This is a genomic window from Cupriavidus sp. CPT47-8839-RL05A, from assembly GCF_058792255.1.
In genome coordinates this window covers 74,453-88,913 of sequence record NZ_JBYTEG010000029.1, presented here as the reverse complement: position 1 = coordinate 88,913, position 14,461 = coordinate 74,453, and the positions used below count along the sequence as shown (strand labels likewise).

General features: G+C 65.8%; 11 protein-coding genes. 10 read left to right on the top strand and 1 reads right to left on the bottom strand.

Annotated features, from left to right (window positions below; translation table 11 throughout):
* Positions 1-86 precede the first annotated feature (86 nt).
* Together AC3WVS_RS28315 and AC3WVS_RS28310 are read left to right on the top strand one after the other, a co-directional pair.
* The gene (locus AC3WVS_RS28315) at positions 87-1,331 is read left to right on the top strand and encodes a CaiB/BaiF CoA transferase family protein (protein WP_492321286.1); all 1,245 of its coding nucleotides are present in this window, start codon (positions 87-89) and stop codon (positions 1,329-1,331) included.
* A 144-nt stretch (positions 1,332-1,475) separates the two neighbouring features.
* Positions 1,476-1,682: a DUF6494 family protein gene (locus tag AC3WVS_RS28310; RefSeq protein WP_492321285.1), complete on the top strand. Its 207-nt coding sequence runs from the start codon at positions 1,476-1,478 to the stop codon at positions 1,680-1,682.
* 14 nt (positions 1,683-1,696) lie between these two features.
* Here the strand turns inward: AC3WVS_RS28310 and AC3WVS_RS28305 are convergent, their stop codons facing one another.
* Positions 1,697-2,881 (bottom strand): AraC family transcriptional regulator, encoded by a 1,185-nt coding sequence (locus AC3WVS_RS28305; RefSeq protein ID WP_492321284.1) that lies wholly within the window; start codon positions 2,879-2,881, stop codon positions 1,697-1,699.
* 322 nt (positions 2,882-3,203) lie between these two features.
* On the opposite strand from AC3WVS_RS28305, the gene AC3WVS_RS28300 reads away from it, so the two are divergent.
* From AC3WVS_RS28300 to AC3WVS_RS28265, 8 genes are all read left to right on the top strand, one after another.
* Positions 3,204-4,211 (top strand): tripartite tricarboxylate transporter substrate binding protein, encoded by a 1,008-nt coding sequence (locus tag AC3WVS_RS28300; protein ID WP_492321283.1) that lies wholly within the window; start codon positions 3,204-3,206, stop codon positions 4,209-4,211.
* A 32-nt stretch (positions 4,212-4,243) separates the two neighbouring features.
* Positions 4,244-5,956: a long-chain fatty acid--CoA ligase gene (locus AC3WVS_RS28295; RefSeq protein ID WP_492321282.1), complete on the top strand. Its 1,713-nt coding sequence runs from the start codon at positions 4,244-4,246 to the stop codon at positions 5,954-5,956.
* 34 nt (positions 5,957-5,990) lie between these two features.
* Positions 5,991-6,974 carry a Bug family tripartite tricarboxylate transporter substrate binding protein gene (locus AC3WVS_RS28290; protein ID WP_492321281.1) on the top strand — a complete coding sequence of 328 codons (984 nt, stop codon included), beginning with the start codon at positions 5,991-5,993 and terminating at the stop codon, positions 6,972-6,974.
* Positions 6,975-6,997: 23 nt separating this feature from the next.
* Positions 6,998-7,777 carry an enoyl-CoA hydratase/isomerase family protein gene (locus tag AC3WVS_RS28285; protein ID WP_492321280.1) on the top strand — a complete coding sequence of 260 codons (780 nt, stop codon included), beginning with the start codon at positions 6,998-7,000 and terminating at the stop codon, positions 7,775-7,777.
* Between the two features lie 136 nt (positions 7,778-7,913).
* Entirely contained in the window at positions 7,914-9,101 is a 1,188-nt protein-coding gene (locus tag AC3WVS_RS28280) for an acyl-CoA dehydrogenase family protein (protein ID WP_492321279.1), read from the top strand.
* 427 nt (positions 9,102-9,528) lie between these two features.
* The gene (locus tag AC3WVS_RS28275; RefSeq protein WP_492321278.1) at positions 9,529-11,451 is read left to right on the top strand and encodes a PrkA family serine protein kinase; all 1,923 of its coding nucleotides are present in this window, start codon (positions 9,529-9,531) and stop codon (positions 11,449-11,451) included.
* Positions 11,452-11,488: 37 nt separating this feature from the next.
* Positions 11,489-12,751, top strand: coding sequence for a YeaH/YhbH family protein (locus AC3WVS_RS28270; RefSeq protein ID WP_492321277.1), 1,263 nt, complete (start codon positions 11,489-11,491; stop codon positions 12,749-12,751).
* A 135-nt stretch (positions 12,752-12,886) separates the two neighbouring features.
* On the top strand, positions 12,887-14,440 hold the full coding sequence (locus tag AC3WVS_RS28265) for a SpoVR family protein (RefSeq protein ID WP_492321276.1): 1,554 nt from the start codon (positions 12,887-12,889) through the stop codon (positions 14,438-14,440).
* Positions 14,441-14,461 lie beyond the last annotated feature (21 nt).

Below are 14,461 nucleotides of genomic sequence, written 5' to 3'. Positions count from 1 at the left end.
GTGGGCGAGATCGCCATGCCGGCCATGCGCAACAGCTTCTTCAAGCTGGAGCGTTCCCCCGACGTGATCAGCTGGGACCCGATCTGATGGCGGGCAGCCAGGCCCCGGCGCACGGCGCGCTTGCCGGCGTGCGGGTGCTGGACCTGTCGCGCATCCTGGCCGGCCCGTGGTGCGCGCAGAACCTGGCGGACCTGGGCGCCGAAGTCATCAAGGTGGAGCGGCCCGGCGCGGGCGACGACACCCGTTCATGGGGGCCGCCCTGGCTGCCCGGCGCGGACGGGCAGCCGTCGCGCGATGCCACCTACTTTGCCGGCGCCAACCGCGGCAAGCAGTCGGTGACGCTCGATATCGCCAGCCCGCAAGGGCAGGAGATCGTGCGCGAACTGGCGGCCAAGTCGCAGATCGTGCTGGAGAACTACAAGGTCGGCGACCTGAAGCGCTACGGGCTGGACTATGACAGCCTCAAGGCGATCAACCCGTCCATCGTCTACTGCTCGATCACGGGCTACGGCCAGACCGGGCCGAGCGCGCACAAGCCCGGCTATGACTTCATCTTCCAGGGCCTGGGCGGCCTGATGAGCGTCACCGGCGAGCGCGACGACCTGCCCGGTGGCGGGCCGCAGAAGGTGGGCGTGGCGGTGGTCGACATGCTCACCGGCATGTATGCCACCGTGGCCGTGCTGGCCGCGTTGCGCCATGCCGAGCGCACCGGCGAGGGCCAGCATATCGACATGGCGCTGCTCGATGCGGTGGTGGCGGTCGGCGCCACGCCCATCATCGCCCAGCGCGTGACCGGCAAGGCCATGCCGCGCTACGGCAATGCGCACGCCAATATGGTGCCCTACCATGTGTTCGCCACCGCCGACGGCTACATGATCGTGGCGGCCGGCAACGACGGACAGTGGCAGGCGTATTGCCGCGGCGTCGAGCGTCCCGACCTGGCCGCCGACGAGCGCTTTGCCACCGGCCCCGGCCGCATCATCCATCGCGACACGCTGGTGCCGCTGCTCGAGGCGCATATGCGCACGCGGCCGACGGCGCACTGGGTGCAGGCGCTGGAAGCGCAGGGCATCCCGTGCGGGCCGATCAACGACTACGGCCAGGTGCTGGAAGACCCGCAGGTGCGGCATCGCGAGCTGCAGGTCGACCTGGTGCGCGACGACGGCAGCCTGTGCCCGACCGTCAAGAGCCCGCTGCGGCTGTCGGCAACCCCGGTGCAATACGATGCACCGCCGCCGCGGCTGGGCGAGCATACCGCGCACGTGCTGGAATCGGTGCTGGGTATGTCGGCCGAGCGCATCGCCAGGCTGCGCGAGCAAGGCGTGGTCTGACTGGAGGCGGGTGCCTGGCGGAAGCTGCCGGGCACCGCCTGCTTCCGGGCGGATCGCCAGGCCTCGGCACAAAGTCCCCCCATCGCCTAGGCTGTCTGGGTAGCGGCCCGAACCGTTGTTCCCGGTTCCCCACAGGAGACAGCCATGAACGAAGAGACCTTTAACCTCAGCATCCGCAAGTTCCTGAAGGTGGTCGGCGTCAGTTCCCAGCGCGAGATCGAACAGGCGATAGCCAGGGCCATGGCCGACGGTACCATCGCCGGCAACGAGCACTTGCCGGTGTCGGTGACGCTGGAACTGGCGGGCGTCAAGCTCCAGGCGCGCTTCGACGGGGAGATCCAGCTTGAGTAAGTGCGCCGTCCTGGCTAGGCCGCCGGCTCCGCCTCTCCCCGCATCCCCCGCATGCGGTATTCCCCCGGCGCTACACCGGTCCATTTCTTGAAGGCCCGGTGGAAGGTGCTCGGCTCGGAGAAGCCAAGCCGCAGCGCCACGTCCTGCAGCGTCATGCCGGGGCGCTCCATCATGCCGATGGCCACGTCGCGGCGCAGGCTGTCCTTGATGCTCTGGTAGCCGCTGCCCTCGTCGCGCAGCCGGCGGCGCAGCGTCTGGGGCGTGAGCCGCAGCATCTGCGCCATCTGCTCCAGCGATGGCAGTTCATCATCCAGGTGGGAGCGCAAGTGCTGCCGGATGCGCTCGGCCAGGCAGCTGTTGTCGCGGTAGCGGATCAGCAGGTTGCGCGGCGTCTCGCGCAGGAACTCGCGCAGGCTGGCGGCGTCCTGCATCACCGGCAGGCGCAGGCTGGCGCCATCGAAATGCAGCACGGAGACAGGCTGGCCGTAATGCACGGCGGCCTTGAAGACGCGCTCGGTCTCCGGGCCGCCCTGTGACGGCGCGGCGCTCAGGTCGACCCGCGCCAGCGGGATATGGCCGGCCACCAGCCAGCTGAGCAGCGCGTAGGCATGGAACACGAAAGTCGATTCGGCAAAGCTGCGGCAGGCCGAGGCCGGCGCGCGCGGATGCAGCACCACGGAGGCGGTCTTGCCGTCGGCGCTGACATGCAGGCGTGGCGCGAAGGCGTCGATATGGAGCCGGTACAGGCGCAGCCCGGCGCGGATGGCGTCTTCCAGCGTGGCGCAATGGATCAGGTTGCGGCACGCCTGCGCAAACGCGCCCGGGGTCACGGGCCGGTCCAGCAGCCCCCACAGTTCATCGCGCATGACGCGGCGCAGCGTGCGGATCAGCGCCGCGTACTGGCCCTGGGTGACGCGCGCATTGGGCGAGGCCAGCAGCGCCGGCGAAATCCCGGCCCGGCGCAGCAGCGGGGCAATGTCGTGGCCCAGCCGGCGCGGGCCCAGCAGGATGTGATCCACATGCTGGATCGCAATGGTGTGGCGCGCCGAGGCCTGGGGCGCGGCCTGCGCCGTGGTGGCCGGGGCCTCGGCCCGGCCGCTGGCATGGCCATGTCCGAGCGCCGGCGGCAGTGTGCTGCCGGGGAGGTGCAGTTTGCCCGGCACGGGCGGGCGCGGCGATGACAGGACAGCGGTATGCATGGGTCTCCTCATCACGGTGGCGCGTCGGCGCCGGCACCGCGGAACGGCTGGCTCCGCGGGGCGTTGACGGACGTTTTGCCTCATCGTCCCGGCACCTTAGCAAGCCGCGACCGCACCGCACAATCGGGATTTGCCAAAGGCTGCCTTCCATCTGAGCGATTCGGCCAATCATTTTGGCTTGTCTGGTCATTGTCCACGCACCGCAGCATCGCGCACTCTCCGGCTGATACCGATACAAGGCCGGCCCACCGGCCCGGACGGGACCAGAAACGGGGCAACCACCCGTTCCCCGCCTCAGGAAAAACAATGGAGACAACAACACATGCAGGCAGATCGTCGTAGTGCGCTGTGGCGCTTTGGGGCCGGATTGCTGGCGTGGGGCGGCGTTGCCGCCGGGATGCTGGGGGCGGGCGCGGCGCTCGCGCAGAGCGAATTCCCGGCGCGCACCGTGCGCATGGTCGTGCCCTTCCCGGCCGGTGGCGCCACCGATGTGCTGGCCCGCGCCATTGCCGAAGGGCTGGGCAAGGCCTGGAAGCGCCCGGTGGTGGTGGAAAACCGCCCGGGTGCGAGCGGCATGCTCGGCGCCGAGGTGGTCGCCCGTGCCGAGGCCGACGGCTACACCGCGCTGCTGACGATCACGCCGCTGGTGCAGGCGCCAAGCCTGTATGCCCGGGCGCCCTATGACCCGGTGAAGGATTTCGCCGCGGTGTCCGAGCTCGGCACGACCAACCTGGTGTTCGCCGTCAACAGCAATGCGGTGCCTGCCACCAACCTGAAAGACTTCATCGCGCAGGTTCGCGCCAAGCCGAAGCAGTTCTCCTACGGCTCGTTCGGGGCCGGCTCGAGTGGCCACCTGTACGGCGAGGTCTTCAACGAGGCCGCCAAGATCGACATGCTCCATGTCTCATACAAGGGCGAGGCTCCGGAGCTGAACGACCTGCTGGGCGGCCAGGTGCCGGCGGCGGTGATCTCGGTGATGGGCGCCAAGCCCCACGTCGCCACCGGCCGCCTGCGCGCCCTCGCGGTGACTGGCCCCGCGCGCGCGCCGCAACTGCCGGATGTGCCGACTTTCCGCGAAGCCGGCATTGAAGGCATGGATGCGATGGGCTGGTTCGGGCTGCTGCTGCCGGCCGCCACGCCGCGGCCGATCGTTGAGAAGTTCTCGGCGGACGTCAACCGCGTGCTGGCCCAGCCCGACGTGCGCAAGCGCATGAACGAGCTTGGCGTGATCCTGACCGGCAGCACGCCGGACGCGTTTGCCCAGACCATCCAGGCCGACTATGTCCGCTGGGGCAAGGTGATCCGCACCAGGAACATCCGCCTGGATTAAGTCATTCCCGTTTGACCTGTCGATTGCCGCAAATGAAGCCTGCTACAAATACCAATCAGCCATTCCGTTCCCCCGCCTGGCCGCCCGGCCTGCCGGCCACGCTGCATACGCCTCGCACCAGCCTGTTTTATAACGTCGAGGCGGCGGCGCACCGCTATCCGGACAAGACCGCGATCCAGTATTTCGGCACCGCGATCTCCTACGGCCAGCTGCAGGACGAGATCGAACGGATGGCCGGCTACCTGCAGCAGGCCTGCGGCATCGAGCCGGGCGACCGGGTGCTGCTGTTCAGCCAGAACTGCCCGCAGTTCATCATTGCCTACTACGCGATCCTGCGCGCCGAAGGCGTGGTGGTCCCGGCCAACCCGATGTGGCTGGAGGCCGAACTTGCCCACGTGGTCCAGGACAGCGGCGCGGTGGCCGCCTTTGCCGGCAGCGAGCTGTACCAGCGCGTGGCGCCGCTGCACGGCCCGGCGCTGCGACATGTGATCCTGCACGACTACGCCGGCATGCTGCGCGACGACGGCGGCCTGGCGGTGCCGGCCTGGCTGCGCGAAGCGCCGCCCGCACCGCAGGCCGCGTCCTCCGGCGCCATGCCGGTGGCCTGGGACGCGGCCAGCGCCGCCGGGCACCGGCCGCTGCCGCACCAGGCGGGCTACGACACGCTGTGCATGCTGGCCTATACCTCCGGCACCACCGGCCACCCCAAGGGCTGCATGCATAGCCACGGCACGCTGATGACCGCGGCGGCCGGATCGGTGATCTGGCGCGGCGCCACGCCCGAATCCGTGGTGCTGGCCGTGGCGCCGATGTTCCACCTGCTGGGCATGCAGAACTGCATGAACTCGCCGCTCTACCTGGGTGCCACCGTGGTGCTGATGCCGCGCTGGGACCGCGCGCTGGCCGCGGACCTGATCGAGCGCTACCGCGTCTCGGTCTGGGGCGCGCCGCCGGCGATGATGGTGGATTTCTTCTCGCAGCCGGGCATCGACGCGCGCGACCTGTCGAGCCTGGCCTATGTGGGCGGCGGCGGCGCGGCCATGCCCGAAGCGGTGGCCAATATGCTGCAGGAGCGTTTCGGCCTGCCCTACGTCGAGGCCTACGGCATGACCGAGACCGCGGCCTTCATCCTGTCCAACCCGCGCAACCAGCCCAAGCGCGAATGCCTGGGCATCGCCACCTTCGGCGTGGACGCGCGCGTGCTCGATCCCGAGACGCTGCAGGAACTGCCTTGCGGCGAGACCGGCGAGATCGTGGTCCACGGCGGCCAGGTGATGCTGGGCTACTGGCGCAACCCGGAAGCCAACGCTGCCACCTTCATCGAGATCGGCGGCAAGCGCTTCCTGCGCACCGGCGACCTCGGCTTCATGGACGAGCAAGGCTACTTCTTCATGCGCGACCGCCTCAAGCGCATGATCAACGCGTCCGGCTACAAGGTCTGGCCGGCCGAGGTGGAGAACCTGCTGTACGGGCACCCGGCCATCCACGAAGCCTGCGTGATCGCCGCCCGCGACCAGCGCCGCGGCGAGACCGTCAAGGCCGTGGTGGCGCTGCGCCCGGAAGCACGCGGCACGGCCGAAGCCGACCCCGAACGCATCATGGCCTGGTGCCGCGAGCATATGGCCGCGTACAAGGTGCCGCGCATCGTCGACGTGGTCGATGCGCTGCCCAAGTCGGCCACCGGCAAGATCCTGTGGCGCGCCTTGCAGGAGCGCGAGATGCAGGCGGAAAACCCGAGCGCGTGACGCCAGCGGCGAATTCAGCAAAGAGAGAGACAGCATGCAGCAAAGCAGACGCAACTGGCTGGCACAGGCCGGCACCCTGGCCGGCGCGGCCATCCTCGGCGGCGCGGGCAGCGCCTTCGCGCAGCAACCGTATCCCGGCAAGCCGATCCGCATGATCGTGCCGTACCCGGCCGGCGGCGGCACCGACACCGTGGGCCGCCTGATCGGCCAGCGCCTGGCCGAAAGCCTGGGCCAGCCGGTGGTGGTCGAAAACAAGCCCGGCGCCAGCGGCATGCTGGGCAACGACACCGTCGCCAAGGCGCCGGCCGACGGCTACACCATCCTGCTGGCGATCACCGCGCTGATCCAGGCGCCGGCCCTGTACAAGCGCACGCCGTACGACGTGGCCAGGGACTTCACGCCGGTCTCGCTGATCGCCAAGTCGTCCGACCTGTTCGTCGTGCCCAACCGCGTGCCGGCCAACAATATGCGCGAGTTCCTGGCGCTGGCCAAGGCGGGCAAGCTCAGCTATGGCTCCTATGGCAACGGCACCTCGTCGCACCTGCACGGCGAGCTGCTCAAGCAGCAGGCAGGCATCGAGCTCGCACACATCCCTTACAAGGGCGCGGCGCCGCTGATGAGCGACCTGCTTGGCGGCCAGGTGGACAGCGCCTTTGTCGACGTGACCTCGGCCAACCCGTACCTGGGCAGCAACAAGTTCAAGATCCTCGGCATCACCGGCACCCAGCGCTACAAGGCGCTGCCCAATGTGGCGACCTTCACTGAACTGGGCCTGCCGGGGTTCGAGCCCAACGGCTGGTACGGGCTGTTCCTGCCGGCCAATGCGCCCAAGGATGTGACGGCGAAGCTGGCGGCAGAGACCGCGCGCATCGTGCGCCTGCCCGAAGTGACGCAGAAGCTGGCCGGCATGGGCCTGCAGCCGGTCGGGTCCGCGCCGCAGGAACTGGCGGCCGTGGTCGCCGGCGATACGCCCAAGTGGGCCAAGATCGTGCGCGACGCCAATATCCAGCTCGACTGAAACCCGCCTCCCGGAGCCCACCGATGGAAACCATCCGCTTTGCCGTCGAGGACGGCGTCGCCACGCTGACGCTGGACTCGCCGGCGCGCAAGAACGCGCTGTCCTTGCCGATGCGCGACGAGATCGGCGAAGTGATTCGCCGGGTACGTGCCGACGACAGCGTGCGCGCGCTGATCCTGACCGCCGCCGGCACCGATTTCTCGTCGGGCGGCGACATCAGCTCGATGCAGGTCGAGATCAATGCCGAGCAGGGCCGCAAGCGCCTGCACAAGGTGCACGGCTGGCTGGAAGACCTGATCCAGCTCGACGTGCCGGTCATCGCCGCGGTGGACGGCGCGGCCTATGGCGCGGGCTTCAGCCTGGCGCTGACGGCCGACATCATCCTGGCCACGCCGCGCGCGCGCTTCGGGCTGCCGTTCCTGCGCATGGGGCTGGTCCCCGACTGTGGCGTGTTCTACACGCTGCCGCGGATGATCGGCCTGCAGCGGGCCAAGGCGCTGATGTTCTCGATGCGCGAGCTGAACGCCCAGGCCGCGCAAGACCTTGGCATCGTCATGGAAATCGTGCCGGCGGACAGCCTGCAGGAACGTGCGCGGACGCTGGCGCAGGCCTTCACCGAGGCCTCGCCGGTGGCGGTGGGCCTGACCAAGCAGGCGCTGAACGCCTCGCTGAACCAGGACCTGCACACCATGCTGGCGATGGAAGCGGATGGGCAGGGCATTGCCTTCTCCACCGCCTATCGCCGCGAGGCTGCCGACCGCTTCATGGCCAAGCAGCCGCTGCGCTACCGCTGGCCGGACTGAGCGGCGGCGCGGGTCATGCTGCCCCGCAGCATCCAGCGGCCTCGCCGGGCTGTCGTTTACGTATACAGGCGGGCGCTGGCCGGACGGTAACGGTCGCCTGCCAATTTTCTCGTTTACCCTGATACCAGCACACCATATGGGATCCCACGACCAGCACACGGCGCCCGCCGTACGCCAGACCCCCTGGATGACCGAAGACCTGGGGATGTTCCAGGAAACCGTGCGCCGCTTCATCGAGCGCGAACTGGTGCCCAACGAGGCCCGCTGGGCCGCCCAGGGCTATATCGACCGCGAGGTCTGGCGCCGCGCCGGCCAGATCGGGCTGCTGTGCGCCAGCATCCCCGAGGAATACGGCGGCGGTGGCGGCACCTTTGCCCACGAGGCCGTCATCACGCAGGAAATGTCGCGCGCCGTCTGCACCAGCCTTGGCAATAATGTGCACAGCGGCATCGTGGCACATTACCTGCTCAACTACGGCACGGAAGCGCAGAAGAAGAAGTGGCTGCCGCAGATGGCCAGCGGCGAAATGGTGGCGGCCATTGCCATGTCGGAACCTGGCGCCGGTTCCGACCTCAAAGCGATACGCACCCGCGCGGTGCGCGAACAGACCGAAAACGGAGACTGCTATCGCATAAACGGTGCAAAGACCTTCATCACGAACGGGTATCACGCCGACCTGGTCTGCGTGGTGGCCAAGACCGATCCGGAGGCCGGTTCGCGCGGCGTGTCGCTGGTCATGGTGGAGACGCGAGACCTGCCGGGCTTCCGTCGTGGCCGCATTCTCGAGAAGATCGGGCAGAAAGGGCAGGACACCGCCGAACTCTTCTTCGACGACGTGCTGGTGCCGTGCGCCAACCTGCTTGGCACGCAGGAAGGGCAGGGTTTCTACCAGCTTATGCAGCAGCTGCCGCAAGAGCGCATGATCATTGCGCTCGGGGCCGTGGCCACCATGCAGCGTGCCATCGAGCTGACCACCGAATACGTGCGCGAGCGCAAGGTGTTCGGCCAGCCGCTCGCCGATCTGCAGAACACGCGGTTCAAGCTGGCGGAGTGCAAGACGGTCGCCACCATTGCCGCGACCTTCGTCGACGATTGCATGCTGCGCCTGATTGACGGCAAGCTCGACGCTGCCACGGCCGCCATGGCCAAGTGGTGGTGCACGCAGCAGAACTGCCAGGTCATCGACGAGTGCCTGCAGTTGCACGGCGGCTACGGCTACATGCTTGAATACCCGATCGCGCGTATGTATGCGAATGCACGCGTGAGCAAGATCTTCGGCGGCTCCAACGAGATCATGAAGGAGCTGGTCGCGCGCACGCTTTGACGCGCCTGCTATCAGCACTGTGCGCGTGCTAGTGCGCGCAAACGCGTAAGAAAATGCGGAAAAACGAAGGCCGGCACCAGTGCCGGCTTTCGTGCGTATGGTTACAAAACCGGATGTGCACGGATGGCGGGAAAGGTGTAAGGTGTTTCACAAGCATGGTCAATGGCCCGTCGCGTGCGGGGGCAAGGCCCGAGCGGAAATGCAGCCAAAAGCTGAAGCGAATTCATGCAGAAAATGCAGCAACGAAACAGACGTTGCATCGATGCAAGATTTGTCAACTCGGATTCCACCATCGCCGTTATTTGACTATGATGAAGTAAAGACTTCGCAACATGACAGGTCGCCAGGCCGGGGTGGTGTGCCGCGAACGTTGCGCGAAGCCTTAGGGGTAGCACGCCTCGGACGTGAACTCTGACGGGAGTGAGGTATGGACATTTTTGGCCATTACGCTACGCGCTTCGAAGCTCGCAAGGAAGAGGAATACAGCATCCAGGAGTACCTGGAGATCTGCAAGAAGGATCCGACTGCCTACGCGACTGCTGCAGAGCGCATGCTTGCCGCCATCGGCCAGCCTGAGTTGGTGGATACCCACCATGACCCCAGGCTGTCCCGCCTGTTCTTCAACAAGGTCATCCGCATCTATCCGGCCTTCCGCGACTTCTATGGCATGGAGGACACGATCGAACAGATCGTCTCGTTCTTCAAGCACGCGGCGCAGGGCCTGGAAGAGCGCAAGCAGATCCTCTACCTGCTCGGGCCTCCGGGTGGTGGCAAGTCCTCGCTCGCTGAAAAGCTCAAGGCGCTGATGGAGGAGATCCCCATCTACGCGCTCAAGGGTTCGCCGATCCATGAGTCGCCGCTGGGGCTGTTCGCGCCAGAGGAGGACGGCAAGATCCTGGAAGAGGACTACGGCATTCCGGTCCGGTACCTGAACACCATTGCCTCGCCATGGGCGGTCAAGCGCCTGCACGAGTTCAACGGCGATATCACCAGGTTCCGGGTGGTCAAGCTGCGCCCTTCGGTGCTGTCGCAGATTGCGATCTCGAAGACCGAGCCTGGCGACGAAAACAACCAGGATATTTCCTCGCTGGTCGGCAAGGTCGACATCCGCAAGCTGGAAGATTTTCCGCAGGACGATCCGGACGCCTACTCCTATTCCGGCGGGCTCTGCCTGGCCAACCGCGGCCTGCTCGAGTTCGTTGAAATGTTCAAGGCGCCGATCAAGGTCCTGCACCCGCTGCTGACGGCAACGCAGGAAGGCAACTACAAGGGCACCGAAGGCTTCGGCGCGATCCCGTTCGACGGCATCATCCTGGCGCACTCGAACGAGGCCGAGTGGACGACCTTCAAGTCGGACAAGAACAACGAGGCTTTCCTGGACCGGATCTATATCGTCAAGGTGCCGTACGTGCTGCGCGTGTCCGACGAGGTGAAGATCTACGACAAGCTCTTGCGCAGCAGTTCGCTGTCGGCCGCGCCGTGCGCGCCCAACACGCTGAAGATGATGGCGCAGTTCGCGGTGCTTACGCGCATCAAGGAGCCCGAGAACTCCAATATCTTCTCGAAGATGCGCGTCTATGACGGCGAAAGCCTGAAGGACGTGGATCCGAAAGCGAAGTCGTACCAGGAATACCGCGACTACGCCGGCATCGACGAAGGCATGAACGGGCTGTCGACGCGCTTTGCGTTCAAGGTCCTGTCCAAGGTCTTCAACTTCGACAACACCGAAGTGGCGGCCAACCCGGTGCACCTGCTGTACGTGCTCGAACAGCAGATCGAGCGCGAGCAGTTCCCGCCGGAGCAGGAAGCCAAGCTGCTGTCGTACATCAAGGAGTACCTGACCACTCCGTTCGTGGAGTTCATCGGCAAGGAGATCCAGACCGCCTACCTGGAGTCGTATTCGGAGTATGGGCAGAACATCTTCGACCGCTATGTGGTGTTCGCCGACCTGTGGATCCAGGACCAGGAGTACCGCGATCCCAACACCGGCGAGATCCTCGACCGCAACGCGCTGAACGACGAGCTTGAGAAAGTGGAGAAGCCCGCGGGTATCTCGAACCCGAAGGACTTCCGCAACGAGATCGTCAACTTCGTGCTGCGGGCGCGGGCCAACAACAGTGGCAAGAATCCGGTCTGGACCAGCTATGAAAAGCTGCGGATGGTGATCGAGAAGCGCATGTTCTCCACCACGGAGGACCTGCTGCCGGTGATCTCGTTCAATGCCAAGTCTTCTCGCGAAGACCAGGACAAGCACGAGAACTTCGTCAACCGCATGGTCGAGAAGGGGTACACGCCCAAGCAAGTGAGACTTCTGGTGGAGTGGTATCTGCGCGTAAGAAAGTCATCGTAACGGCGCCGCGGAACAGGTCTCTCAACGAGGGCAACATATGGCTACGGTCATCGATCGGCGCGAGAACGGCGGCAACAAGAGTGCCGTCAACCAGCAACGTTTCATCAAGCGCTACCGCGAGCAGATCCGGCAAGCGGTGGCAAAGGCGGTGTCCGGCCGGAAGATCATGGACATCGAGCAGAGCGGCCAGGTGTCCATTCCGGTCAAGGACATCTCCGAACCGATCTTCCACCACGGCCCGGGCGGGCGGCGCGAGTGGATTCACCCTGGCAACAAGAAATTCGTCAAGGGCGACTCCTTCGACCGCCAGCAGCAGGGCGGTGGCGGGACCGGTTCGCGCGCCAGCGACAGTGGCGAAGGCGAAGACGATTTCGTCTTCACGCTGTCGCGCGAGGATTTCCTGAACTTCTTCTTCGAGGACATGGCGCTGCCGGACCTGGCCAAGCGCCACCTCGCCAAGATCGCCGAGGTGCGCAAGGTGCGCGCCGGCTATTCCATCGACGGCACGCCTGCCAACCTGTCGGTCCTGCGCACCATGCGCAGCTCGCTGGGGCGGCGCATCGCCTTGTCCAGCCCTTACCAGAAGCGCCTGCGCGAGCTGGAGCTGGACTACAGCGAGGCGCTGGAAAAGGACGGTCCCTATGCCGAAGGCACGCTCGAGCTGATGGAGAAGATGCGGCACCTGCGTGCCTGCATCGACCGCGTGCCCTTTATCGAGAAGCTCGACCTGCGCTACAACAACCGCGTGCTGAAGAAGCGCCCGCAGGCCCAGGCGGTGATGTTCTGCCTGATGGACGTGTCCGGCTCGATGGACGAGAGCCGCAAGGACCTGGCCAAGCGCTTCTTCATGCTGCTGTACCTGTTCCTGAAGCGCAACTACGAGCGCATCGACGTGGTGTTCATTCGCCATCACACGGTGGCGAAGGAAGTCGATGAGGAAGACTTCTTCCACTCGCGCGAGTCCGGTGGTACCGTGGTGTCCAGTGCGCTGAAGCTGATGGTGGAAGTGATCCACGACCGCTATCCGCCCAGCCAGTGGAATATCTACTGCGCGCAGGCATCAGACGGCGATAACTGGGCCGGTGATTCCGAGTTGTGCGGGCGCCTGCTGCGCGATTCGATCCTGCCACTGGTCCAGTACTATGCATATGTTGAAGTCGCGTCGGAAGAGCCGCAGAATCTCTGGGAAGAGTATCTGACGGTCAAGGGACAGTTCGATCACTTTGCGATGCAGCGCATCATCGGTGCGGACGAGATCTACCCGGTGCTGCACGACCTGTTCCAGAAGCGCGCAGCATAGGGTGGCGCCGATCCTGGCCTTCCTCGCGGAGGGCCACAGTGAAGGCAAATGGCGAGGCAACGCGGACCACGCGGCGCGGCGATGCCGTGCGCGCTGGACGGGTCTGGCGCCTTGCCCGGGCAACAAGGGGCGAAGATGGCTTATCTCTCCACGGGTTCGGAATGGACCTTCGAGCTGATCAAACGGTATGACCGCGAGATCGCCCGCATCGCCGGCGAATTCGGGCTGGATACCTATCCCAACCAGATCGAGATCATCACCGCCGAGCAGATGCTCGACGCCTACGCGTCGGCGGGGCTGCCGGTCGGCTACAGCCACTGGTCCTACGGCAAGCACTTCCTGGCGTCCGAGCGCAGCTACCAGCGCGGCCACATGGGGCTGGCCTACGAGATCGTCATCAACTCCAATCCCTGCATCGCCTACCTGATGGAGGAGAACACCATGCCGATGCAGGCGCTGACGATCGCGCACGCCTGCTACGGCCACAACTCTTTCTTCAAGGGCAACTACCTGTTCCGCACCTGGACCAACGCGGACGCCATCGTGGATTACCTGCTGTTTGCCAAGAACTACGTCGCCGAGTGCGAGCAGCGTTACGGCGAGCGCGAGGTCGAACTGCTGCTGGACTCTTGCCACGCCTTGCAGAACTACGGCGTGGACCGCTACAAGCGGCCCAAGAAACTGTCCATCACCGAAGAGAAGGCGCGGCAGGCCGATCGCGAGAACTACCTGCAGCTGCAGGTCAACGACCTGTGGCGCACCCTGCCCAAGCACCGGCCGCATGCGCTGGCGTCGGAGGACGAGGCGTCCGAGGGGGAAATCATCTTCCCGCCCGAGCCGCAGGAGAACCTGCTGTACTTCATCGAGAAGAACGCGCCCAAGCTGGCATCGTGGCAGCGCGAGATCGTGCGCATCGTGCGCAAGATCGCGCAGTATTTCTATCCGCAGCGCCAGACCAAGGTCATGAACGAAGGCTGGGCCACGTTCTGGCACTACACCATCATCAACCAGCTGTACGAGGAAAAGCTGGTCAACGATGCGTTCATGATGGAGCTGCTGCAGGCACATACCAACGTGATTTACCAGCCGCCGTACAACAGCCCCTACTACAGCGGCATGAACCCCTACACGGTCGGTTTCCTGATGTTCCAGGATCTGCGCCGCATGTGCGAGAACCCGACCGAAGAGGACTACCGCTGGGCCCCGGAATTCGCCGGCAGCGACTGGCGCAAGACGCTGGACTTTGCCATGCGCAACTTCAAGGACGAGAGCTTCCTGCTGCAGTTCCTGTCGCCGCGCGTGATCCGCGAGCTGAAGCTGTTCTCGGTGCTGGACGATGACCGCGAAGGCAAGCTGCGCGTCACCGCGATCCACAACGACGAAGGCTACCGCGCGATCCGCCAGCTGATGGCGGCGCAGTATGACCTCTCCAGCATGGAGCCCAATATCCAGGTCACCAATGTCGACGTGGGCGGCGACCGCTCGCTGACGCTGCGGCACCTGCAGAACGACCGCCGGCCGCTGGCGCACAACTTCGACGAGGTGATCCGGCACGTGACCCGGCTGTGGGGCTTCACCGTGCGGCTCGAGGTCGCCTACGAGGACGGCCGCACCGAGCTGAAGTACGAGTGCAAGCCGGAACGGCGCCACCGCCGCCCGCACGGCGGCGGCCTCAGCCTGGCCGCCTGATCCCGCGATTGCCGGGGTTAA